The 22,089-nt window shown below is 60.7% G+C and carries 26 protein-coding genes; 12 read left to right on the top strand and 14 right to left on the bottom strand.

Translation table 11 applies throughout. The features are described 5' to 3' along the window. Nucleotides 1-30 precede the first annotated feature (30 nt). On the bottom strand, nt 31-255 hold the full coding sequence (locus tag F3H87_RS19680) for a hypothetical protein (RefSeq protein WP_028092954.1): 225 nt from the start codon (nt 253-255) through the stop codon (nt 31-33). A gap of 213 nt (nt 256-468) precedes the next feature. Between F3H87_RS19680 and F3H87_RS19675 the strand changes: the two genes are divergently transcribed. From F3H87_RS19675 to F3H87_RS19660, 4 genes are all read left to right on the top strand, one after another. Then, nucleotides 469-966 (top strand): Hsp20 family protein, encoded by a 498-nt coding sequence (locus tag F3H87_RS19675; RefSeq protein ID WP_149789669.1) that lies wholly within the window; start codon nt 469-471, stop codon nt 964-966. 80 nt (nt 967-1,046) lie between these two features. Beyond that, the gene (locus F3H87_RS19670; RefSeq protein WP_149789670.1) at nt 1,047-1,778 is read left to right on the top strand and encodes an NADH dehydrogenase ubiquinone Fe-S protein 4; all 732 of its coding nucleotides are present in this window, start codon (nt 1,047-1,049) and stop codon (nt 1,776-1,778) included. Further along, on the top strand, nt 1,775-2,014 hold the full coding sequence (rpoZ, locus tag F3H87_RS19665; protein ID WP_149789671.1) for a DNA-directed RNA polymerase subunit omega: 240 nt from the start codon (nt 1,775-1,777) through the stop codon (nt 2,012-2,014). Before F3H87_RS19670 ends, rpoZ begins: the two co-directional genes overlap by 4 nt. A gap of 29 nt (nt 2,015-2,043) precedes the next feature. Continuing rightward, entirely contained in the window at nt 2,044-2,406 is a 363-nt protein-coding gene (locus F3H87_RS19660) for an SPW repeat domain-containing protein (RefSeq protein ID WP_149789672.1), read from the top strand. Nucleotides 2,407-3,164: 758 nt separating this feature from the next. Here F3H87_RS19660 and F3H87_RS19655 read toward each other — a convergent pair. The 13 genes from F3H87_RS19655 to F3H87_RS19600 form a co-directional block, all read right to left on the bottom strand. After that, on the bottom strand, nt 3,165-4,166 hold the full coding sequence (locus F3H87_RS19655; RefSeq protein WP_149789673.1) for a DUF4340 domain-containing protein: 1,002 nt from the start codon (nt 4,164-4,166) through the stop codon (nt 3,165-3,167). Nucleotides 4,167-4,190: 24 nt separating this feature from the next. Beyond that, nucleotides 4,191-6,080 (bottom strand): GldG family protein, encoded by a 1,890-nt coding sequence (locus F3H87_RS19650; RefSeq protein WP_223228144.1) that lies wholly within the window; start codon nt 6,078-6,080, stop codon nt 4,191-4,193. Between the two features lie 2 nt (nt 6,081-6,082). Further along, nucleotides 6,083-6,829 (bottom strand): ABC transporter permease, encoded by a 747-nt coding sequence (locus tag F3H87_RS19645; RefSeq protein ID WP_149789675.1) that lies wholly within the window; start codon nt 6,827-6,829, stop codon nt 6,083-6,085. Nucleotides 6,830-6,844: 15 nt separating this feature from the next. Beyond that, complete coding sequence (locus F3H87_RS19640) at nt 6,845-7,792, bottom strand: ABC transporter ATP-binding protein (RefSeq protein ID WP_149789676.1); 948 nt, start codon at nt 7,790-7,792, stop codon at nt 6,845-6,847. A gap of 189 nt (nt 7,793-7,981) precedes the next feature. Next, the gene (gene groL / locus F3H87_RS19635; protein ID WP_149789677.1) at nt 7,982-9,613 is read right to left on the bottom strand and encodes a chaperonin GroEL; all 1,632 of its coding nucleotides are present in this window, start codon (nt 9,611-9,613) and stop codon (nt 7,982-7,984) included. Between the two features lie 30 nt (nt 9,614-9,643). Then, nucleotides 9,644-9,955, bottom strand: a complete 312-nt coding sequence (locus F3H87_RS19630) for a co-chaperone GroES (RefSeq protein ID WP_149789678.1) — start codon at nt 9,953-9,955, stop codon at nt 9,644-9,646. Between the two features lie 268 nt (nt 9,956-10,223). Further along, nucleotides 10,224-11,258, bottom strand: a complete 1,035-nt coding sequence (locus F3H87_RS19625) for a S1C family serine protease (RefSeq protein ID WP_149789679.1) — start codon at nt 11,256-11,258, stop codon at nt 10,224-10,226. Nucleotides 11,259-11,273: 15 nt separating this feature from the next. Further along, on the bottom strand, nt 11,274-13,124 hold the full coding sequence (gene htpG / locus F3H87_RS19620) for a molecular chaperone HtpG (protein ID WP_149789680.1): 1,851 nt from the start codon (nt 13,122-13,124) through the stop codon (nt 11,274-11,276). A 69-nt stretch (nt 13,125-13,193) separates the two neighbouring features. Beyond that, nucleotides 13,194-14,072 carry a zinc metalloprotease HtpX gene (gene htpX, locus F3H87_RS19615; RefSeq protein WP_149789695.1) on the bottom strand — a complete coding sequence of 293 codons (879 nt, stop codon included), beginning with the start codon at nt 14,070-14,072 and terminating at the stop codon, nt 13,194-13,196. Between the two features lie 308 nt (nt 14,073-14,380). Then, a complete protein-coding gene (locus tag F3H87_RS21890; protein WP_188129289.1) occupies nt 14,381-14,554 on the bottom strand; it encodes a hypothetical protein in 174 nt (57 codons plus the stop codon). Nucleotides 14,555-14,598: 44 nt separating this feature from the next. Further along, the gene (locus tag F3H87_RS19610) at nt 14,599-14,844 is read right to left on the bottom strand and encodes an EF-hand domain-containing protein (RefSeq protein WP_149789681.1); all 246 of its coding nucleotides are present in this window, start codon (nt 14,842-14,844) and stop codon (nt 14,599-14,601) included. Nucleotides 14,845-14,920: 76 nt separating this feature from the next. Further along, nucleotides 14,921-15,769 carry an MFS transporter gene (locus tag F3H87_RS19605; protein WP_149789682.1) on the bottom strand — a complete coding sequence of 283 codons (849 nt, stop codon included), beginning with the start codon at nt 15,767-15,769 and terminating at the stop codon, nt 14,921-14,923. Between the two features lie 27 nt (nt 15,770-15,796). Next, complete coding sequence (locus F3H87_RS19600) at nt 15,797-16,369, bottom strand: MFS transporter (RefSeq protein ID WP_149789683.1); 573 nt, start codon at nt 16,367-16,369, stop codon at nt 15,797-15,799. 2 nt (nt 16,370-16,371) lie between these two features. On the opposite strand from F3H87_RS19600, the gene F3H87_RS19595 reads away from it, so the two are divergent. From F3H87_RS19595 to F3H87_RS19560, 8 genes are all read left to right on the top strand, one after another. Next, nucleotides 16,372-16,809 (top strand): ETC complex I subunit, encoded by a 438-nt coding sequence (locus F3H87_RS19595; RefSeq protein WP_149789684.1) that lies wholly within the window; start codon nt 16,372-16,374, stop codon nt 16,807-16,809. Nucleotides 16,810-16,821: 12 nt separating this feature from the next. After that, nucleotides 16,822-17,145: an ATP-binding protein gene (locus F3H87_RS19590; protein ID WP_149789685.1), complete on the top strand. Its 324-nt coding sequence runs from the start codon at nt 16,822-16,824 to the stop codon at nt 17,143-17,145. 540 nt (nt 17,146-17,685) lie between these two features. Continuing rightward, nucleotides 17,686-18,114 carry an Hsp20/alpha crystallin family protein gene (locus F3H87_RS19585; RefSeq protein ID WP_149789686.1) on the top strand — a complete coding sequence of 143 codons (429 nt, stop codon included), beginning with the start codon at nt 17,686-17,688 and terminating at the stop codon, nt 18,112-18,114. A gap of 15 nt (nt 18,115-18,129) precedes the next feature. Next, entirely contained in the window at nt 18,130-18,537 is a 408-nt protein-coding gene (locus F3H87_RS19580; RefSeq protein ID WP_149789687.1) for an Hsp20/alpha crystallin family protein, read from the top strand. A gap of 37 nt (nt 18,538-18,574) precedes the next feature. Then, nucleotides 18,575-19,066 carry an Hsp20/alpha crystallin family protein gene (locus F3H87_RS19575; RefSeq protein WP_149789688.1) on the top strand — a complete coding sequence of 164 codons (492 nt, stop codon included), beginning with the start codon at nt 18,575-18,577 and terminating at the stop codon, nt 19,064-19,066. Between the two features lie 63 nt (nt 19,067-19,129). Beyond that, complete coding sequence (locus F3H87_RS19570; RefSeq protein ID WP_149789689.1) at nt 19,130-20,509, top strand: Do family serine endopeptidase; 1,380 nt, start codon at nt 19,130-19,132, stop codon at nt 20,507-20,509. Nucleotides 20,510-20,639: 130 nt separating this feature from the next. Beyond that, nucleotides 20,640-21,587 (top strand): DnaJ C-terminal domain-containing protein, encoded by a 948-nt coding sequence (locus F3H87_RS19565; protein ID WP_149789690.1) that lies wholly within the window; start codon nt 20,640-20,642, stop codon nt 21,585-21,587. Then, a complete protein-coding gene (locus F3H87_RS19560) occupies nt 21,584-21,937 on the top strand; it encodes a MerR family transcriptional regulator (protein ID WP_149789691.1) in 354 nt (117 codons plus the stop codon). Before F3H87_RS19565 ends, F3H87_RS19560 begins: the two co-directional genes overlap by 4 nt. The last annotated feature ends 152 nt before the right edge of the window (nt 21,938-22,089 follow it).

Here is a 22,089-nt window from a genome sequence, read left to right as displayed (position 1 = left end):
GCATCGTCCTGAATGCCAGCCCGATTTCTGTTATAGCAGATCGTCTTCTTCCTGATCGGCTTCGAGCAATTCGACCAGCCGAGCGATGCGGCCCGATGGGAAGGGGCTATGGGCATCGACCTGCGCCTCGTCCGCCTCGACCCAGGCCTTGGCACGGGCAAGCTCGGAGGCGTTGGCGCCGGTGCGCAGAATATCAGACAGTAGCGTGGGGTCCGTGCCGGGACCCAGGATGCTTTTCACGTCGTTTTCGGTCATGATCTCCTCCTTTCGAATGCCACAAGGAAGCAAGAGAAATATAGGAGAGATGTACGTAGAAAAAAAGTTTCCGAGCATCCTCTTGAAATCGTAAGGTACTGTACCAAATCACTTTATGCAGATCGCCCAGATGGGGATCGGCCATGAAGCGGGACATCGCTCCTGCGGTGCTCCCGATGTCTGTACCCATGTTGCTCAAAGGAGGATATGGCTATGGCAACGACACTTGATTTTGCACCTCTGTTCCGTTCGAGCGTTGGCTTCGACCGTATGCTCGACGCGCTCGAGACAGCCCGTCGAGTGGAGACGCTCGACAACTGGCCGCCTTATGACATCGTCAAGACCGGCGAGGACGACTATCGCATCGACATGGCGGTGGCGGGCTTTGCCGAAGACGATCTGACCCTGACCCAGGACAAGAACATGCTGATCGTGTCAGGCGGTAAGGAGACGCCCGAAGGTGACGGCGGTGACAGCTATCTCTATCGTGGCATCGCCGGCCGGTCGTTTGAACGTCGGTTCGAACTGGCCGATCACGTCCGGGTCGAAGGGGCCACGCTGTCGAACGGCCTCCTGACCGTCCAGCTCAAGCGCGAGGTCCCCGAGGAACTTAAACCGCGTCGGATCGAGATCGCGTCTCCCGAGGCGACCGAAGGTCTTGAGACCAGGCAGCTCGAGACAGCTCCAGAGCCGGAACCTGTCGCGGCCTGAACCAGCTTGGACCCAGAACGGGACGTTCCGGCCGCTCGGGTGGCGGCCGGACGCCCTTCCTGCAATCTGGAGGCTAAGAGATGAACGTGATCAGCGGAGATTTCAAAGCACAATCACATGCCTCACCCATTCCGAGCCAAGCCGGTTCGCGACCAGATTGGAATTCTTCTCTGCCGGACGATGCGGTCGCCCGGATCTGGAAACCGTCGAGATCGGCGATGACCTCGGGGCGAGCGCGTACGAAGGGCTGGAAGATGAGCTTTCCACGCCGGACCGGTCCCTGGCTCGAGCCTTTGATGGGCTGGACAGGTGGCGACGACACGATCCAGCAGATCGACTTGAGCTTTCCGACGCTGGAAGCCGCTATTCGCCATGCAAAGCGTCTAGGGGTGGCTTACGAGGTGCATTTGCCGGCAGGCGAGGCTGAGCGCCGTGCCGCCCGGGTCCGGGATAGGCAGGCTGGGCTGTGGTCCGATGCCACGCTCTCGCGGCTCGGGCTGTCGGAGATGCGGCAAGCCTATCGCGACGCGATGGCTGGCGCGAAACGGCGGGGCGATCCGAAAGGCGGTGATGATGGGCGTTCTCCCATGGAGGTTGCTTCGGACGCCGGCCTGTCGTTGGAGGCTCGCCGTTCTATCCTGATGAACTGGGCCTACACGGAGTATCTTCAGGATGTCGCCAGCACCGAAGGCATGCCGGAAAACCAGCGTGAATCGCAGCTTGCCGAGGTTGAACGGGCGCTGTTGGCACTTGAAGCGGCGGTGGCCGCCGACGGCATGTATCCGTCCGTCAAGGAAGGGAGGGCGGCATGAATCCCTTTGTTGCAATCGATGCCCAGCAGGCAGTGCCCGATCGCTTCGCGCTGGTCCTCGCCGCGAGCGCCCGCAGCCGGGCGCTGAAGGCCGGGGCAGAACCGCGGGTCGAACCTGAACGGCAAGCCACGGAAGAGCTTGCCTTGGAAGAGATCGCGACCGGCGCGATTTCGCAAGAGGAGCTGTTGCCCTTCCTGCCTGCGCCGGCGCCCAAGCGGCTGGCTCGGCCGCATTGAATCCCTGTGAAGAGAAAGGAGGTAACACCATGAGCAAGACCTGGACCACGAACTATGACAAGCTTGGCGACGGCATCAGCCTTCTCGCGGGCCTCGCCTTCGCCGGGTTGCCCTTCGTCGTCACGATGACCGATATTACCTTCTGGAGCGCCCTACTGACAGGCGGACTAATCGCAGTGCTTGCCGCAATTGCGCTTTGGCGACCGCATGAAGGGCTCGACTGGGCGCGTATGGTTGCGGGTATCTGGGCTGCGATCAGCCCATGGGCTCTCGTAGCCGGTTTCACGCTCAGTATCGCATTCGCCCATGTGGCTCTCGGCGTGCTCGCGCTGGCCTTTCCCGCCTGGCGGCGCTGGAAGAACGACGGTGGGAATTCTGCACTGACAGCCTAATTTGGCTACCGGCCCCGCGAACGGGGCCGGTAGTTTCTTACGTTGTTGGAAAGACCAACGACGTAGTGACGCGTTATCGGGATTCGAACCTGAAACCTCCACCTTCGGAGGGCAGCGCTCAAGAGTGCTGTCGCATTTCCGCCAAGGCTAAGCTACCGCTCGAAATAGCAATTCCAGACCGCGGGAAATCCCTACAACCATCGCAATTTTCTTAGCTACATCCCTAACATCATCTGGCCCCATGGGCCGACCGTCCAGTAGCAAGTTATGATGGGTGCGCCCCCCGCAACCAATCCCCTCAAGAAACCATATCAATTTCAGTGCCTTGGCGAGCAGCGAGATATCGCCGTTCATTCGGTCGAAGCAATATCAACGACTTAGCCCCGTAGGTGCAAATCACCCCGCAACCAACAGCGACGGCGTAGAGTAGCGTCGAATCGGCGTCGATCTCGTGATGGATGGTGGTGATTGTGCACTGATTTCAATCAGTTGCTAGGAACCGTGTGCAATGTATGTTCATGTTTCGATCGCGCCGTGTCGCGCGATAGCGTGTGGTCGTCGCTTGTCTTGTCCGAGTAACGACCGATAGGCGCGAGGGATCTGGATGCCGGTAGCTTGATTGGCTCGGGCCGTTCGAATTGGAACCAAAGCCTGGTTCTGAAAAATAGCGGAACGCATGGTCCCGACATCGATCAGTAAACGCCGCTCAAGTGCAAACGGATGAGCCGCAGCCAAGTCGTTCGGCTGCGGCTCTCAACTTAGCTGGCAGTTTCCTCCGTCAGGTCATCCAAAGTCCAGCTGAAGACTTCGGCGTCGGATGACGACATCGAAAACTCAAACCCGGCGGTTGTCGCGGCGAGTTCGGTGTTGCCGCTTGCGTCGATGCGGAACCAGCGCGTTTCATCTGCGCCGTCGGACCCGCTGACTTGAGTGAGAGTGATTGTCGTTCCGTCCTCAAGGCTGGCCTGCAGGGCTGGTCCCGCAGCTTCGCTACCGCTCGCCATGCCCGCGCGCACATCCGCAAAGTCGAGCGTCTCGAAGAGCCGGACGATCCGGTTCAACTGGTTCTCGGCGGGAACACGTCCTGTCATCAGCAGCTGATCGATGGTCAGCGTGCCGTCTGCGCCCGACATAGCAATCACGCTGCCATCTTCCGTGGTGAGGGTCGCGCCAGTGAGCTCGACGGCGTCCACTTCCATCAAGCGCGTGTCGAACCAGCCTGCGCGCGAGATTGGCGGGTCAAGCCGCGCGTGGACGAGCCACGTCGCGTCTTCATCGCCACGCCGGACGTATTGACCGCCGGTGACACCACCCAGGGTGAAATCTCTTTGGCCGGCGATCACATGGGCAAGGGTGTCGCCATCCCCGTCCCGGAGGATGATTTCGCTTCCGGCGCCCTCGTCATCCCCGATAGCAGCAAGTTGCAGATCGGCATGTCGCGCGGGGTCTGCGGTCTTGGCCTCTGCGATGGTGGCCATGGTCATGCCGCTGACAAGGTCGCGCAAGGGGTCTGGATCAACCGGGAAGCCGGAGGCCGCGTCGACGAATACGCCGTCGCGGGACTCGATGGTGATGGCGAAGTCGCCTTCCCGGATTTCCAAGCTCGCCACGTCGGCGCTGGCCTCAGAAAGCCCCGGGAAGAGGGGCTCGCCAGCTTCGGCAAAGGCGGGGGCATTCCCGCTGCCGAAGAGCGTCGCGCCCGCGGCGACGAGCGACAGGGCCGTGGCACCGCCAAGCATCAGAAAAGACTTCTGGTTCATGAGATGTCTCCTTTGACTGTCTGTTTATGCCGCAACACGGGTCGGCACGGTCCGCTTGGGGCGGCGCAATGCGAAGAACAGCGCAATGACGGCGGCAAGGAAGGGGACAAGGCCCACATTCAGCGTCGTCACACTGGCCTGAAGCGCCTCCACATCGCTGCGAAGGTCGTATTGCACCTGGCGCAGCTCCGCGCGGGCGGCGAGCAGGTCGGCACGCAGGTTCTCCGCCTCGGCCACCATCTCGGCGCTGAAAAGGCCGTTCCCGTCACTGTCTTGCGGAGCGAGGTCGCGCAGGGCGGCTTCGGTCTCGGCAATGCGCTCGAGCAGGGCTTGCTCGGTGGCGCGGTACTCGGCCTCGGCGGCGCGTTCCATCGCCTCGATGCGGGTGAGCGGACGCCAATCCACGGCCCGGCCACGCAGGTCAGCCAGAGCGGCCCCACCGGCCATTTGCTCAACGGCGTTCAGGAAGAAATCACCGTTGTTGGCAAAGGCCTGCGGGATCTGCGCACCGAAGATGCTCCGCTGTTGGATCCAATTCCGGTCCATCAGCATGTCGGCATCGCCCGAGAGCAGCACATTGGCGACCTCGGTGCTGGCGATATGCTCGGCCTCCCATTCAGAGCTTTCGGGTTTGCCATCGGGGAAGGCTGATGACACCGCACCGCTGAGGCGTGCGATCACCACGGGGGCTGCATCTACGGCCTCGCCGCTGGTCAGCAGATCACGCGGATCGCCGAAGCGGTTGGAGGCGTCTGTGGCGCTCGCCAGCACAGCGGCGTCGGACACGGTGGCCAGCGGTGTCAGGGTCGGCCCATCTTCGCCGGTCGCAAAGCTGCCCGCGGTGGTCATAACCATGGCCGAGAGCCGGGCAAGCGCCGGGCTGTCCTGATCGAGCGCACTCGCATCAAGCCGCAGCCAGGCCGGGTTCCCGACATTCACGTCACGTCCCTGAACGCGCCGGTTCGTGGCGAGCGCGTAGGTCGGATCGGCGACAGCTTGCGTGGCATCAAAACCGACTCCCCAACCTTCGAAGAGTGCCGCGAAGTCCGACGCCGCATCCGGCGCGGGCATGCCTTGCGGGCCCATCTGCGTCTCGGCATGGGGATCGACGAAGGCCATCAGGGCACCGCCACCCATCACCCACTGATCGAGCGCATAGAGCGTCGGTTCGGTCAGCCCCTGCGGATGCACAACGGCGACGACTTCGGTGCCTTCGGGGAAGCTGTTCACATCGCCCGACAAGATCTCAACGTCATACAGTTCGCGCAGCATCGCAAGGCTTTGCTGTTCCGCCCCGCCCATCATCGGGTTGCCAGAAAGGCCAATACCGTCAAGCAGAGCGACCTTGGGCTTCTCGGGCTGGCCCAACTCGGCCACAAGCCGGGTCAGATCGTATTCCAGCCAAGCCTCGCGATCCGGCGAGAAGACCGGGATCGTGGCCCGCCCATCGGTGGAGTTTGTGGCGGCAAGGCCAAAAAACATCGGCTCAGGCGCGCCGGCCAACGCAATTCGGTTGATGCCAAAGCCCACAGCGCGGTCTTCTTCATCCGAGAAGGGCTCCGGGTCGATTACTTCGAGCGTGATCTGCCCATCGGCCTGGTCGGCGTAGGACTGCAGCATACCCCGCACACGGTCGGCGTAGCTGGCCAGTTGCGGTGCGGCCTCCGTCAATCCGTCAGACAGGTAAAGCCGCAGGTGCAGGGGCTCGGCGAGATCGGAGAGCAAAGTCTCCGTCCCCTGAGACAGAGTCCAGACTTGAGTTTCGGTGACATCGGCGCGCCATCCATCGAGGGCGCGGGCGGCGAAGATATTGACCGAGATGAACAGCACGGCGCAGAGCGCGATGGAGGTCCCGATCATCTGGCGGCGCGACAGGCCGCCGATCCAATGCGTGGGTTTTGCAAAACGGTCCATTGTCATTGAGCCTTCTTCAGGTCCACGAGGAACGTGTTGATCATGAGCGCAAGGACGATGAGCGAGCCGAAGAAGATCAGCGTCGGCGCCTCGATCAGCCCTTGGGTGATACGCTGGAAGTGTTCCAGGACGGACAGCGCTGCAACGGCTTCGGTCATCCAGTAGGGGGCCCAGCCGCGGATCGCGCCCAGCACAAGCTCCAACCCGGCCGTGACCAGGATGAAGGTCACGATGGCGGCCGAGATGAACGCAATCACCTGGTTCTTCGTCAGCGTCGAAATGCACGCGGCAATGGCCAGAAAGGCCCCCGCCATCAGGAAGGTGCCCAGATAGCCCGCCACGATGACCCCGTTATCTGGGCTGCCCAGCCAATTGACCGTGATCCAAAGCGGTGTGGTCAGTGCCAGTGCGACGCCGGTAAAGGCCCAGCCCGCGAGGAACTTGCCCAGCACGATGGTCCAAGGGGCAACCGGCATGGTCATCAACAGTTCGATGGTGCCAGAGCGGCGCTCCTCCGCCCAAAGGCGCATGCCAATGGCAGGCAGCAGCACCAGAAAGAGCCACGGCATCCACGTGAAGAAAGCCGCCATATCGGCGCTGCCCCGGGCAAAGAAGCCAGAGACGAAGAAGGTCATCGCCCCGGCAAGGGCCAGGAACACGACAAGGAAAATCGCGGCAAGCGGCGTCGCAAAATAGGCGCGGAACTCACGGCCAAAGACGACGCTCACCGAAGAAAGCGAAGCAGTCATGGTTTCGGTCCTTTTTTAGTGAATGCGGGTGGTCACATCGCGGAAGACATCTTCGAGGCGCGGGCGATAGATGCCGACTTCCTCGACAGGCAAGTCTGCCGATTTCAGACGTGTCTCGATGGCGCGTGTGTCTTCTGGCTTATCGTTGTAGCGCAGAAGCACGCGCGTGGAGCCGTTTATCCGCTCCATCACCTCAAGTTCCGCTCCATCCGCGAGCGGCTTGATCTTTTCGATGACCGACGCCTCTTCTGGTGAGCCGATGCGGATCTGAATTGCGCGTCCGTCGTCTTTGGAGCCGACAAGATCGCGCGGCGTGGCGTCTGCAACGACTTTGCCGCTGGCGATGATCACCGCGCGAGAACATACTGCCTCCACCTCTTCAAGAATATGGGTCGAGACGATGATGGATTTGTTTGGCGCGATCTCTCGGATGAGGTTGCGCATTTCGTGCTTTTGGTTCGGGTCGAGGCCATCCGTTGGCTCGTCGAGGACCAGGATGTCCGGATCGTGAATGAGCGCCTGCGCGATGCCGACGCGGCGACGATAACCCTTTGACAGTGCCTCGATGGGGCGCGACCAAACCTCTGTCAGGCGCACACGTTCGGCCATTTCGGCAAGCCGGTTGTTCAACTGAGCTTTGCGCAGCCCCCGCATTTTCCCGCAAAAGGTCAGGAAGTCCGCGACAGGCATGTCACCGTATGCAGGCGCGCCCTCGGGCAGGTAGCCGAGCTTCGCCTTCGCTGCCGCGGGGTCGCGCCAGACATCATGGCCGCCGATTTGAGCGGTTCCGGTATCGGGCTCGAGAAACCCGGTGATCATCTTCATTGTGGTGGATTTGCCCGCTCCGTTCGGACCGAGAAACCCGACAACCTCTCCCCGTGAAACGGACAGAGAGACATCATCGACCGCGGTCATATCCCCGAAGCGCTTTTTTAGCCCGTGGGCTTCAACAAGCGTCGTCATTGAGAATGCCTCCAGTTCGGGCCAGCGTGCCCGACGAAGGGCCGCGCCAGCGGTTGAGATCAGACCGAACGTTGGAGGTGCTCCCTGAATTCGTGGGCCGCCTCTTCTGGACGGTCGCTTGAGGGTGCCGCGGGCATGGGCCCGCGACACTATCTTTTGATACAGCGCCCCGCAGAACGCCGGATCGACTTACATGAAGTCGTCCATGCCGGACATGGCAGGCGCCGCAGCCTCTTTCTTGGCCGGTTTGTCCGCCACCATGGCTTCGGTCGTGATGAGAAGGCCGGCAACGGATGACGCGTCTTCAAGTGCCGTGCGCACCACCTTTGCCGGGTCGATCACGCCGAAGGAGAACAGATCGCCATACTCTTCGGTCTGTGCATTGAAGCCGAATGTGACATCGTCGCTCTCCCGGATCTTGCCAGCAACCACGGAACCATCGACGCCCGCGTTCTCCGCAATCTGGCGCAGCGGTGCTTCCAGCGCGCGGCGCACGATCGCGATGCCTGCGTTCTGGTCGGGGTTTGCGCCTTGCAGGCCATCGAGTGCCTTTGCACCTTGAACCAAGGCGACGCCACCACCGACGACAATGCCTTCCTGAACAGCGGCACGGGTCGCGTTCAGAGCATCGTCGACGCGATCCTTGCGCTCTTTCACCTCGACTTCGGTCATGCCACCAACACGGATCACGGCCACACCGCCTGCCAGCTTGGCCACGCGTTCCTGCAGTTTCTCACGATCATAGTCGGAGGTTGTCTCTTCGATCTGCGTGCGGATTTGGCTGACACGTGCGTCGATTTCCGCCTTGTTACCAGCGCCGTCGATCACTGTCGTCTCGTCCTTGGTGATTGCGACTTTCTTCGCGGTACCGAGCATGTCGATGGTGACATTCTCAAGCTTCATGCCAAGGTCTTCGGAGATGACCTGGCCGCCGGTCAGGATCGCGATGTCCTGCAGCATGGCTTTGCGACGGTCACCGAAACCAGGAGCCTTCACAGCAGCGATCTTCAGACCGCCGCGCAGTTTGTTGACGACCAGCGTGGCCAAGGCTTCGCCTTCCACATCCTCAGCAATGACCAGGAGCGGCTTGCCTGCCTGAATGATGGACTCGAGAAGCGGAACAAGCGGCTGGAGCGAAGACAGTTTCTTCTCGTGGATCAGGATGAACGGATCCTCGAGCTCTGCTGTCATCTTGTCGGGGTTCGTCACGAAATACGGGCTGAGATAGCCGCGGTCGAACTGCATGCCTTCGACGACTTCGGTTTCGGTCTCAAGGCCCTTGTTTTCTTCGACGGTGATGACGCCGTCATTGCCGACCTTCTGCATGGCGTCAGCGATCTGACGTCCGATCTCCGCTTCGCCATTGGCCGAAATGGTGCCGACCTGCGCAACCTCGTCGCTGTCCTTGACGTCACGGGCAGCCGACTTGATGGCTTCGACGACCTTCGACGTCGCGAGATCGATGCCGCGCTTGAGATCCATGGGGTTCATGCCCGCGGCCACGGCTTTCATGCCTTCGTTGACGATGGCCTGCGCCAGAACGGTCGACGTCGTGGTGCCGTCGCCGGCCTGATCGTTAGTGCGGCTGGCCACTTCCTTGACCATCTGCGCACCCATGTTTTCGAACTTGTCTTCCAGTTCGATCTCCTTGGCGACGGTGACGCCATCCTTGGTGATGCGCGGTGCGCCAAAGCTTTTGTCGATCACGACATTGCGGCCCTTGGGGCCAAGCGTCACTTTCACCGCATCGGCCAAAGTGTTCACGCCGCGCAGCATCTGGGAGCGGGCGGCGGTCTCGAATTTGACGTCCTTTGCAGACATCTCTGTATCTCTCCTGTGGCTTGTGTGGAATTACGCGGCTTTGGCGATTTCTGTGTCTTCGATGATGCCGAGGATGTCGCTCTCTTTCATGATCAGCATCTCCTCGCCATCAAGGGTAATCTCGGTGCCCGACCACTTGCCGAAGAGGATGTGGTCTCCCGCTTTCACGTCCATGGCGATGTGTTTGCCATGCTCGTCTCGCGCACCGGGGCCAACCGCGATGACTTCACCGCGACCGGGCTTTTCCTTGGCGGTATCGGGGATAATCAACCCGCCGGCGGTCTTTTCGTCGCTGTCAACGCGGCGCACCAGAACGCGGTCATGCAGAGGGGTAAATGTCATGTACAAGGCTCCTCCATTAGAGTGTCAATGCTTTTGGCACTCACGTCGACAGAGTGCCAACGACGCGTAGATCGTGGGGAGCATTTTCGATTTCAAGATGTTCGGGAAAAATTTTTATGATTTGAAAATCAGAGGCTTGGACAGAATTGGCGAAATTATGCCATGTCAGCGCGTCGTCAAACGGCCTCAGTGCACAGTGCCGCGTGCGTATCTGTCAAGCTGCAAGGATGAGGTCGAATAAACGGGAGTTGCCGGCCCAAATGGTCGCCTACGGGGCGGCCAACTGCGCGGTCACCTCACGCGTTTCACCGTCCCGCCAAACGGTCAGTGTGATCCGGTCGCCGGGCTCATAGTCGTCTAATATTGCGCCAAGGTCAGTGCCTGATGCGATGCGTTGTCCATCCACGCGTTGAATGACATCTCCCGCCACGATGCCGCCATGCGGGCTGCGTTCGGCTGGCCGCAGTCCTGCCACATCCGCGGGGCCACCAGGATCGACGGACAACACGACGGCCCCTTCGATGCCATTCCGACGCGCCAACGCGTCGATGCGGGGGTCAAACCGGATGCCGAGGATCGGCGGGCGATACACACCGGTCGCGATCAGTTGCGGTACAACCCGTTTCACCAGATCCACGGGCACGGCAAATCCGATCCCCGAGCTTGCGCCGGACGGGCTGAAAATCGCCGTATTCACGCCGATCAACCGGCCTGAACTGTCGAGAAGCGGCCCACCGGAATTCCCGGGATTTATCGCCGCATCTGTCTGGATCAGCCCCTCGATCACACCGTTCCCGATTGGGATCTCGCGATCAAGCGCGGACACGATCCCCGTTGTCAGCGTCCAGTCGAGCCCGAAGGGGTTGCCGATCGCCAACACGCTTTGACCGACGCGCAGATCGGCACTGTTGCCGTTTTCCAAAGGCTCCACAGGTGTGCCATCGAGATCGACCCGAAGCACGGCGAGATCGAATTGCGGTGCAGTTCCGACAAGTCGTGCAGGCAAGACGCGCCCGTCCGACATGTGAATGTCCGCCCGCGCGGCCCCTCGGATGACATGCGCGTTCGTCACGATATGGCCGTCTTCCCCCCAAAAGAAGCCGGACCCCGACCCGCTCGGCACGATTTCGGCCCGGCGCATCCACGGATCAACACGCCTTTGCCCCGTCGTGATCGACACGACCGAAGACCGCGACGCCTCGAAAAGCGAGATCAACCGCTCCTCTGGCGCCGTGAGGTCCTGGGCCACCGCCGATGCCGCCAACACCAGCGCTACCGCCATTGTGCCAAACAGCTTCAGCATCGGTACGCGCCCTGGTCAGGCCCCGAAGGCGCGGGACATGATGGACCCCAAACGGCGTGCGAAGCCGGCGGGATCGGCCGGGGTTTCGCCTTCGACGATCCGGGCCTGTTCGAGCAGAAGGTGTGCGGCGTCTTTGAGCAGGTCATCCGCGTCGCTCTTGGCGCGTTCCGCGAGCTTCGAGATGAGCGCGTGATTTGGGTTCAGTTCCAAGACTCTTGGCAAGCCGTCCTGCAATTGCCCGTGACGCCTCAGCAACCTCTCGAGGTTCACGTCGATGTCGCCCTCATCCGCAATCAGGCAAACGGGGCTGTCAGTCAGACGCTTGGACGGGCGGACGTCTTTGACGGCCTCACCAAGCTCTGCCTTGATCGCCGCGATGAGTTTGGACAGGTCAGCCGCGCCGTCGTCGTCCTTGTCGGCTTCGTCGGCGTCGGCCTCGATCGCATCCAGATCTGCAGCACCTCGCGTGATGGATTTGAACGGTTTGCCCTCGAATTCGTGGATGTGCTGGAGCCAGAACTCGTCCACGTGGTCCGACAGCAGCAAGACTTCGACCCCCTTGGCCTTGAAGCCTTCGAGATGCGGGGATTGCGTCAGTTTGCCCGCGTCTTCGCCCGCGATGTAGAATATCGCGTCCTGACCCTCTTTCATGCGTTCGACATAAGCCGACAGGCTGGTGAGCGCCTCGGGGCCGGTCGAGGCAAACCGACAGACTTCCAAAATCCGGTCGCGTGAGGCGGCATCTTCGACAAGACCTTCTTTCAGGACGGCGCCGAAATGGCCCCAGAAGGTGGCATAGTCTTCCGGTGCCTTTGTCGCCTTCTTCTTGAGTTCACTCAGGACCTTTTTGGTGACCTGGCTCTTGATTTTGGCAAGCTTCGGGTCGGTCTGTAGCATTTCACGCGAGACATTCAGGGACAGGTCCTGGCTGTCGACCACGCCCCGAAGGAAGCGCAGATAGGCCGGGATCAGGTCCTTCGTCGTCTCTGAGATGAACACGCGGTTCACGTAGAGCTTCACATGGCTTTTGCGTTCCGGATCGAACAGGTCGAACGGCTGCACCGACGGCACGAACAGAAGGCTTGTGTGGTTCAGCGACCCTTCCACCTTGTTGTGGATGGTGTGCCACGGGGTGTCGAAGGCATGCGACGTATGCTTGTAGAACTCGGTGTATTGATCCTCGGTGATGTCCTTCGGTGCCTTCGTCCACAGCGCTTGTGCCGCGTTGAGGGTCTCGTCGCCCAGCTTCACCGGAAAGCTGATATGTTCGGAATAGGTCGTGATGATCTGGCGGATGCGCGCCGGGTCGGCGAACTCCTTGGCGTCCTTCTTGAGGTGAAGCGTCACGGTCGTGCCAGCGGCATCGCGGGTCGCAGGCTCGATGGTGAAGGAACCCTTGCCGTCCGAAGACCAGAGCCAGGCTTCGTCCTCACCGGCCTTGCGGGTCAGCACGTCAACCTTGGACGCAACCATGAACGCCGAATAGAAGCCCACGCCAAACTGACCGATAAGGCCGGGGGCATCCTTTTCGTCGGCCTTCAACGCTTCGATGAACGCGCCGGTGCCGGATTTGGCGATAGTGCCGAGCGTATCGAGTAGGTCGGCATGGTTCATGCCGATGCCGTTGTCTGAAATCGAAAGAGTTTTCTTATCGGCAGCGAGCGTGATCGCGAACCCGTCGGCGGGGGCGAGGCTTGCATCCGTCAGCGCCGCGTAGCGGAGCTTGTCGCAGGCGTCCGACGCGTTCGAGACAAGCTCGCGCAGGAACACCTCGCGGTTGGAGTAGAGCGAGCCTGCGACAATCTCCAGAAGCTGCCCCACCTCGGTCTGGAAAGAAAAGGTCTCTTTCTCAAGAACTTCGGTCATGTTTTCTCCTCCAGTTTCAAACGCGGCGCTGATTTATGGATCGCGCTGGGGGCCTTCAATAGGCGTCGTTCACCCCCACGGACCCGCGCCTGCTTGTGCGCGCGGTGCACGACGCATGGATGCACCGCTGAGTTTCCGCAGTTCCGCTATGCGCTTTTCTATGGGTGGATGTGTGGCAAACAGGCTGTCCACAGCCTGCATATGCAGCGGGTTCACGATGAACATATGCGCGGTGGCCGGGTTTCTTTCGGCGGCGATGTTGTCGATCCGGCCCGAAAGGACCCCCAGTTTGTTAAGTGCCGAGGCCAGCCACTCAGGGTTCCCGCAGATCGCTGCACCTTCGGCATCAGCCTCGTACTCGCGCACCCGGCTGATCGCCATTTGCACCATCGCCGCCGCGAGGGGTGCCAGGATCATCATGGCGATTGTGCCGATCATCCCGAGCGGGCGGTCTCGCCCGCCGCCGAAGAAAATGGCGAAATTGGCGAGCAGCGACACGGCGCCCGCCAGCGTGGCCGTGATCGTCATGGTCAGCGTGTCGCGGTTCTTGATATGCGCCAGCTCATGGGCCACGACGCCCGCGACCTCCTCTCGGCTCATATTGCGGAGCAGTCCGCGTGTGACGGCAACGGCCGCGTTTTCGGGGTTTCGCCCGGTGGCAAAAGCGTTCGGTTGCTCGGTCTCGATGATGTAGAGGGCGGGCATTGGCATCTCCGCCCGCCGCGCCATGCTTGCCGTCATCTCCCACAGTTCTGGTGCCGATCTTTGGTCCACAGGCCGTGCACCATGCATCCGCAGAACGACTTTGTCAGAGTTCCAGTAGGCAAAAAAGTTCATGCCCGCCGCGATGGCCAGCGCAATGACGAGCCCAGCCTCACCGCCCAGCAAAAGCCCCGCCACGCCCACAAAGGCGGTCATGGCTGCCATAAGCAAGAAGGTGCGAACCATCCGTTTCCTCCGAGTATTTATGCCCCGCACATAGGCATGGCCGAAATCAGCGGCAATAAACGTCCAAACCGGAATGCGTTTCTTCAACTACTCCCTATTTCAGTGGAGCGTCGGCGACATGAGATCGAATCGATGAACTGAAAGGGGTGATTGTTCAGAGTACACCAATGAGGGCCACGCCAAAACAACGTGCCTATCCAAAGACAATCTCAAAAGAAATCGGTTTGAGCATTACCGATATATCCGAGATTAGACAAAAGAGCCCGACGGTTTCATCCGCCGGGCTCTCGACGTCGGCGGAATGGCGATTATTCGCTTGCCGGGGCTGCCTCTTCAGCGGCTGGAGCCACGGCTTCGGTCGCACCGGTGCCGAACCAGTCGAAATAGTACCCCGCGCCACCAAGCACGATGATCGCTGCGACGGCAACAGCGCCCCAGATCTTCCAGTTGATCTGCTTTGGGAGTTTTTCGGTCATAGCCATGTGCAGTGTCCTCCTGATCAAGATTGACGTTTGTACAAAGCTGGTTACTCAGCAGGTTCTTCGATCAGACCAGCCTCGAGTGCGGCTGTCAGTTCGTCTTCGTCGACAAACTCATCACCGCCGGTGTCGACCTCTGCAAAGGTCTCTTCGGTCAGATCGGGGTAAAGCTCCGCCATTTCGGCGAAAGAGATGAGGCTGTCGCCATCCGTGTCGACATCCGATACCGAAAGAGCGAAAGCGGGTGCCGCCAACAGAGCGGCAACGGTTGCACCAACTGCTAAACGACGCATTTGCGTATCTCCTGTTTGAGTTTTGGGAGGCCCTTCCTCCCGCGCGCCGCAGAGATTTGTTGGGCCAAAAACGTTTTCAAGAGGTCTGACTGGCAAATTTTCTGTCGTCGGCGGTCCCGTGCTTATGCAGCTCTGTCGCCATGTGACTTGTGGAATTAGCGGGCATTGCAACGAAGCCCTGCTTGTCGCCTTCTGGCTGGCGGCTGCCGGTCAGCAGGCGCCAAATGACATAGGCGGCGAAACCGAATTGAAGCGCAGCCGCCGCCGCAAAAAAGGTCGCGGGGCCGAACGCTTCGACGAGGATACCGATCGTAATCGGACCAAGCGCCGACCCGATCGCGTAAAAGAGCAGCAGAGCGCTGGCTGCTGCGACGATTTCATCAGCCTCGATCCGGTTGTTGATAAGGGCGAGGCAAACAGAATAAATCGTAATGCTAGCGCCCCCGTAAAGTGCCGAGGTCAACAGAAAGACCTCCCAGTCTTCTGTCCCGATCGTTGTGAGTGCGACGGCGCAGAGCCCTGCCAGGAGTGTCACGAAACCGATCACCACGCGCCGGTCAATCACATCCAATAGCCAGCCAACCGGCCATTGTGCGACCAGCGCGCCGATCATGACAACGGACATGAAGATCGCGACCTCGGTGTCGGAAGGGCCGGACAACTGCCCGTAGGTTAGCCCCAGCCCCCAAAACGCGCTGGTCCAAACACCAATCAGAAAGCCGCCGACCAACGCAATAGGTGAGATCGCAAAAAGCCTTGATATTGAACTTCGGCTCGCCTGAATGTCTGGAGAGACTGCTCCCCGAGATAACGTCAAAGGGACGAGAGACAGAGACACCAGAATTGAGATGACCGCGAAGAGCACGAAGCCTTCAGGATCGGCGAGGCCGATCAACGGCTGGCTCGCGGCCCAGGCCCCCATCATCAACGCGCCATAGGTTGCAAGGACGCATCAGCGTGACCTGCTAGGCGTTGACGCATTCAGCCAGCTTTCGACAACCACGATCATCGCCGCATAGCAGAAGTCATTCAGAAATCTGAGAACCAGCCAGCCAGAGACACTGATATGGAGCGCGTAAACCAACGCAACGGCTGATGTCATCGACGCAAAGGCTGCAAACGCGCGGATATGGCCGACGGCCATGATCACGCCGGGGCTCCAGACCGATCCTGCGGCGGCGCCCGCAAAGTAGGCCGACATGACGAGGCCGATGTCTCCCGCCGACATGCCTTCTCGACCACCGCGGATGCCAAGCAAGGTGCCTTGCAGTCCGTGCCCCAATGTCAAAAGCGCAACCGCGGCAAGGACTGGCGCGATGGCGACAATCACCGATGTCGAAACGGTTTCTCTTTGCATCTCATAAGTTTCGCAGTTGGTCGTTTCGCCATTTTCGCGGGCGAGATGGGAAATGGCTTTTCGTTGGTCAAGAGATTGAAATGCCCGCCGCGCCTCCCCAAATCGCCACCGCTCGAGCCGGGATGATCCCGACCGGGCCATTTGCACTGAACACATGATGGAGGACATGGATGGCACAATCCGCAAAACTGCGTTCCGACCTTGACGTTCGGGCACAGAAGAACATCGCACATGACGCACGGGCAGAGGTCATCGCGTTCCCGAAACAGGATCAACGTGGGAAAGATGCCGACAAGACCACCGTACCGGGCACGGCGCCCCTGGCATTGATCCATTGGCCCGCGCGGTCCGCAATGACGTCAGGACCGCGTAGCAAGAGTTGGCGGCTTGTTCTGCAAGTCACGCAGCCGCAATGGCTGGAGCCTCTGATGGGCTGGACAGCAGGGAACGATCCGGCGCGCCAGGTTTCACTGACCTTTACGACCAAAGAGGCCGCACTCGATTTTGCCGAACGCCAGGGATGGCGTGTAATCGTGCTGCCAGAGAACCGCCGCAAACCGGTGATCAAGAGCTATGCGGACAATTTCCGCCCGGATCGGCGCATCTGAGGGAAGGGTGCGATGAGACATCCGGTAGACATCGCCGACGCGGTCGCGCGAGATGCCGACCGCTTCGGCCTTATCCTTGCGGCCGCCCAACACGCGCGGGAGATGGGAAACAACGTTGTCAAATGGCAGGCACCGCCTAGTGGTGCGCGCTGCGCAGTGGCGCTCAACGAGGTTGCACTCGATGCGCACTTGCGGCGAGAGGCGTGGCAGCGACTAATCGAAAGACAACGCCGTACGGGGGAAGTGGACGCACCGTCCGAAACGGAGCTTTTGGACGAAGCCAGCCTAATCCAGCTTTTGTCCGACGCATCGGACAGGGATGATCTGGCGGCATAGGTGTGGGACTACGCGCGCGCTTTTGTGAGGCCGCGACGGGGTTGCGTAGCATGCACATACGTCTTGCGGCCTCATTCCGCTAGACCCATTGGCCGTTCCACCGGTTTGGCGATAAAGGCGAGGCCGGTGTCACCCAACGTCTCCCGTCCGAGCGGAGCGCGGGAGGTTTCCGCGAGCCGATCGCGGTTTGCTTGCAAAGGCACGAGCGCTATATCGAAGACCGCGTCGATTACTCAGTATACGTTGGCTTGGATGCGTCCCATGTCGACAAGAAAATGTACAAAGACATTCTTGAAAATCGGGATCGACCTCACCTTATTAGCAGCGAGACGCCCAGATGGGGTTTCAAGGATACGCATAAAGGTTCGGCTCTGACAGCGGACCACCGGCCACTCGCCATTTTGGGAGCGGAACGGAAACGCGAATGACATCGAACGCCGCTTGATCGGCGAACCTTTAGACAAGTCCGACCTCCTCGGGCGCCTCAATCGCATGCGACCTTTGTCGCATGTTTGGATTGGCAAAATGAGGAGGCAAGATATGTACTATCCCACCTACACGCGTCGCAGTGATCCCTTTGGGATGATGCGTTCCATGCTGCGTGACGTGAACCGGTTTATCCCGACGAACTCTGATCAATCCGTCTTTCCAGTGGTGAATGTCTGGCAAGGCGACGATGCCGTTGCCGTCACGGCGGAAATCCCCGGTATCGACCCGTCCGACATCGATATTTCGGTCAAGGACAACGTTCTGACGATCTCGGGCGAGCGCAAGGCACCGGACCTACCGGACACCGCGCGCTGGCATCGAAATGAACGCCGTTTCGGAAAATTCACCCGCGCGATCCGGCTGCCCTTTGCTGCGTCCGACGAGAAGGTCGAGGCGCGGATGACAGCAGGTGTCCTGCGCATCGTCGTGGGTCGTCCGGACGAGGATAAACCACGGAAGATCGAGATCAAAGCCGCTTGAGAGGAGAAAACGCAAATGACGGACCAAATGACCCACACGCCTGAGACGGTTGAGAAAACCCCGGCCCAGGCCCCCGAAACCATGGCGGGCGGTCGCATCTATCAACCGCTAACCGATATCGTGGAAACGGATGAGGGTGTCACGCTGATGCTCGAGATGCCTGGCGTTTCTGCCGAAGACGTCGACGTCACGCTGGAAAAGCGCGTTCTGACAGTCCGCGGCAAGATCGAGGGAACGCATCCCGAGAAGCTGCAACTGGCATACGCCGAATACGGGGAAGGCGATTACGAACGCGCCTTCACCCTGTCCGACGATTTCGATCCGGACAAGATCGGAGCGTCGGTCTCGCATGGCGTGCTGACCGTAACGCTGCCTCGGACCGCCGAGGCCCAGCCCAAGAAGATCGCCGTGACAGGGTCCTGATCCGGGGCCTTCCGCGCAGAAATGAAGGAGGAAAGAAATGCAGATCAAAGATTTGATCCCGTGGGCGCGCAAGGATCATGCGCCCGAACCGAAGGCCGATGATCAGAACCCCATCGCCAGTTTGCAGCGCGAGATGAACCGGGTCTTCGAAAGCTTCTGGACCCGCGCCGGCGACCTCGACTGGCCCTGGGGCGGTGGAGATGCCAAGTCTGACGTGGTCGAGACTAAGGACCATGTCGAGGTTTCGATCGAGCTGCCGGGCATGGACATGTCGGACATCGAGGTGTCGGTCACCGACGACCTGCTGACCGTGAAGGGCGAGAAGAAGGTCGAGCGGCAGGAAGAGAAGAAGGGCTATTACTTGTCTGAGCGCAGCTACGGCGCGATCTACCGCACGATCCCGTTGCCTCCGGGCATCGATGGCGAAAAGGCTGAGGCCAGCTTCAGGAACGGCGTGCTGACCATCAAGCTGCCGCAAACCCCGGAAGCTCAGGCCAAGGTAAAACGCATCGAAGTGCAGGCCGCGTGATCCCGTGCTGATGCGCCGCTGGTGCGCAATCCCGGCGGCGCGCATTTGCAAAGGAGATGAACCATGCTGAGCCGTCTGGCTTTTCTATTCGTCTTTTCGATTGGTGTTGTCGCGGGGCCGGCGGTTGCCCAAATCGCAGCGGTTGAGCCTGATGAACGCGGCATTCCGACCATCGCGCCGCTGATCGACGCCGTGGATGACGCCGTCGTCAACATCGCGGTCGTGTCTGAGCGACCCGCGCAGATGACGCCGCTTTTCCGCGATCCGTTCTTCCAGCCGTTCTTGCCGCCGCTCGAGCAACTGCCACCGCAGCGGCAGATGAGCGCCGGGTCCGGTGTCATCATTAATGCTGATGAAGGATACATCCTGACGAACAACCATGTCATTGAAAACGGGGATGAGATCCGCGTGACCCTGCGTGATAACAGGACCTTCGAGGCCGAGTTGATCGGGCGTGATCCGGCCACGGATATCGCCGTGCTCAGGATCGACGCGAATAACTTGACAGAGGTGCCACTCGGCGATTCCGAGACCCTTCTCGTGGGGGATTTCGTTGTTGCCATCGGCAATCCTTTCGGTCTCGGACAGACCGTGACGAGCGGCATCGTCTCTGCGCTTGGACGGTCGGGGATCAATCCCGAAGGCTATGAAGACTTCATCCAGACCGACGCCTCGATCAACCCTGGTAACTCAGGCGGTGCGCTGATCACCCTCGATGGCAATCTCGTTGGTATCAACACGGCCATTATCGCGCCCAATGGCGGCGGCAATGTCGGGATCGGTTTTGCGGTGCCCATCAACATGGCGCTGGCCGTTATGGATCAGCTGGTCGAGTTCGGCGAAGTCCAGCGCGGTCGGCTTGGCGTGATGATCCAGGACCTCACGCCTGACTTGGCTGTAGCGCTTGGTGTCGAGGCCGAGACAGGCGCCATCGTAAGCTCGGTCGAGCCGGGCACCCCTGCCGATGACGCGGGTCTTATCGCCGGAGATGTCATTGTCGCGGTTGACGGCGAGGGTGTCGACGGATCCGCCGACTTGCGCCAGAGGATCGGCTTGCGCCGACCCGGCGATGAGGTCGAAATCGCCTATGTTCGAGATGGCGAGCGCCTGGTGACGCAGGTCGCCCTCGCAGATGGCGGAGGCCCCCGCTTGGCAGAGCGCGATCGTGGCGCATCTGATGCGTTGGCGGGTGTTCGCCTTTCCCCGCTCGATCGGAACCATCCGGCTTGGGGCGACGCAGACGGCGTTGTCGTTTCGGAGATCGCGCCAGGCAGCCGTGCCGCGCAGGCCGGTCTGGAGGCGGGGGACGTCATCACGGCGGTCAACCGGCAGAGGGTAGGGTCGATCCGCGACATCGACCGCGCACTCGAGGACGCGCCGAACGCGGTGGCGCTGACCGTTTGGCGTGATGGTCGGACCCTGTTGATTGTGCTCAGATCATGACCCGTCGATCTGGATATCCTTGGCGCGCCCGAGTGCCTGGCCTTGGCTCTCGGGCGATGCCAGAGGTCCTTTGGCAATCACCGGCCTCGCCTGTTTTGCAGCATGGCAAGGGGATTGAAAGCGAAACAAGATGAGTATCGACCCATACAAAGTCCTAGGCGTTCCAAAGAGCGCACCCCAGGCAGAGATCAAGAAGGCGTATCGTAAGCTGGCGAAGGAGTTGCATCCCGACCTGCACCCCGATGACGCCGCGAAGCAGGAGCGCTTCAAGGCCGTCTCGGCGGCTTACGATCTGCTGAGCGATCCCGAGACGCGCCGTCGCTTCGATGCAGGCGAGATTGATGCCAGCGGCCAGGAACGCGCTGAACGTCAGTACTACCATCATTATGCCGGACAGGATGCTGGCCGCCGTTACGACCCCGGCCCTGGCTTCGGCGGCGGTGTCGGCGACGGTGATTTGGGCGACATCTTTTCACAGTTTTTCGGTGGCCGTGCCGGCGGTCCACGCCAGAGTGGGTTCCACAGAGAGGTCCACGCGCGCGGTCAGGACTTGCGCTACCATCTTGATGTCGATTTCCTCGATGCCGTGCGCGGTACAAAGCGTCGCGTGACCATGCCCGATGGCAACACCATCGAAATCAGCATCCCGCCGGGCCTGAAGGATGGCCAGACGCTTCGACTGCGCGGCAAGGGTGCGCCGGGATACGGTGAGGGCGCGCCAGGCGACGCGCTGGTCACTGTTTCGGTCAGACCGCATCCTGTGTTTGGCCGTACGGGCGACGACATCGAGTTGGAGCTACCGATCACGTTCGACGAGGCGGTGCTCGGCGGATCTGTCGATGTGCCCACGGTATGGGGGCCCGTCTCGCTCACCATCCCGAAAGGGGTGTCTTCCGGTCAGCGCCTGCGCCTCGGTGGCAAGGGAATCAAACCGGTCAAGGGGAAGGCGGGCGATCAGATCGTGCGGCTGAAGATCGTGCTGCCGAAGAAGATCGACAAGGACATGGAAGACCTGGCGAAGCGCTGGCGCGAGACGGCCGGGTTCGACCCGCGAACCGAGTTAGGGAGGTCGACATGATCTATACCGAAGAGAAGGTCCTGTCGGAGATCCGAAGGCTTACCCGTCGTGACTTGCGGGTTTGGGTGCGCGAGGGCTGGGTGCGGCCCGCGATGAGTGAAAGCGGCCCACTGTTCGATGACATCGATGTCGCACGCCTGCGGCTCGTTTGTGACTTGCGGCAGGAGATGGCGCTCACGTCCGACGCGGTTCACATGGTTTTGTCCCTCATCGACCGATTGCATCAAACCCGGCGTGATATGCGCATGTTGCTCGCGGCCCTCGACGATCAGCCGCGAGAGGTGAGGCATGCCGTGGCGTCGCGTTTTCGCGCGCAACTGGAAGGTGATGCACCTGAAAAAGATCGATGACATTCGTCAATGCCAGCGCGTTCCAAGCGATTACTGGTACCAGGACAGGAGGACAACAGTAACCATCCGGCGTAGGCCGCGGTCGCTGGCGTCACTCAGATCGTAGTTTTGGGTTTGCGAGGCCGCGGGGCCCATTTCTTCGCCAGCCGCTC

This window comes from Lutimaribacter pacificus (assembly GCF_900142185.1).
Lineage (GTDB): Bacteria > Pseudomonadota > Alphaproteobacteria > Rhodobacterales > Rhodobacteraceae > Lutimaribacter > Lutimaribacter pacificus.
Note: the sequence above shows the minus strand (reverse complement) of the source record. Positions and strands in the feature narration are given on the sequence as shown.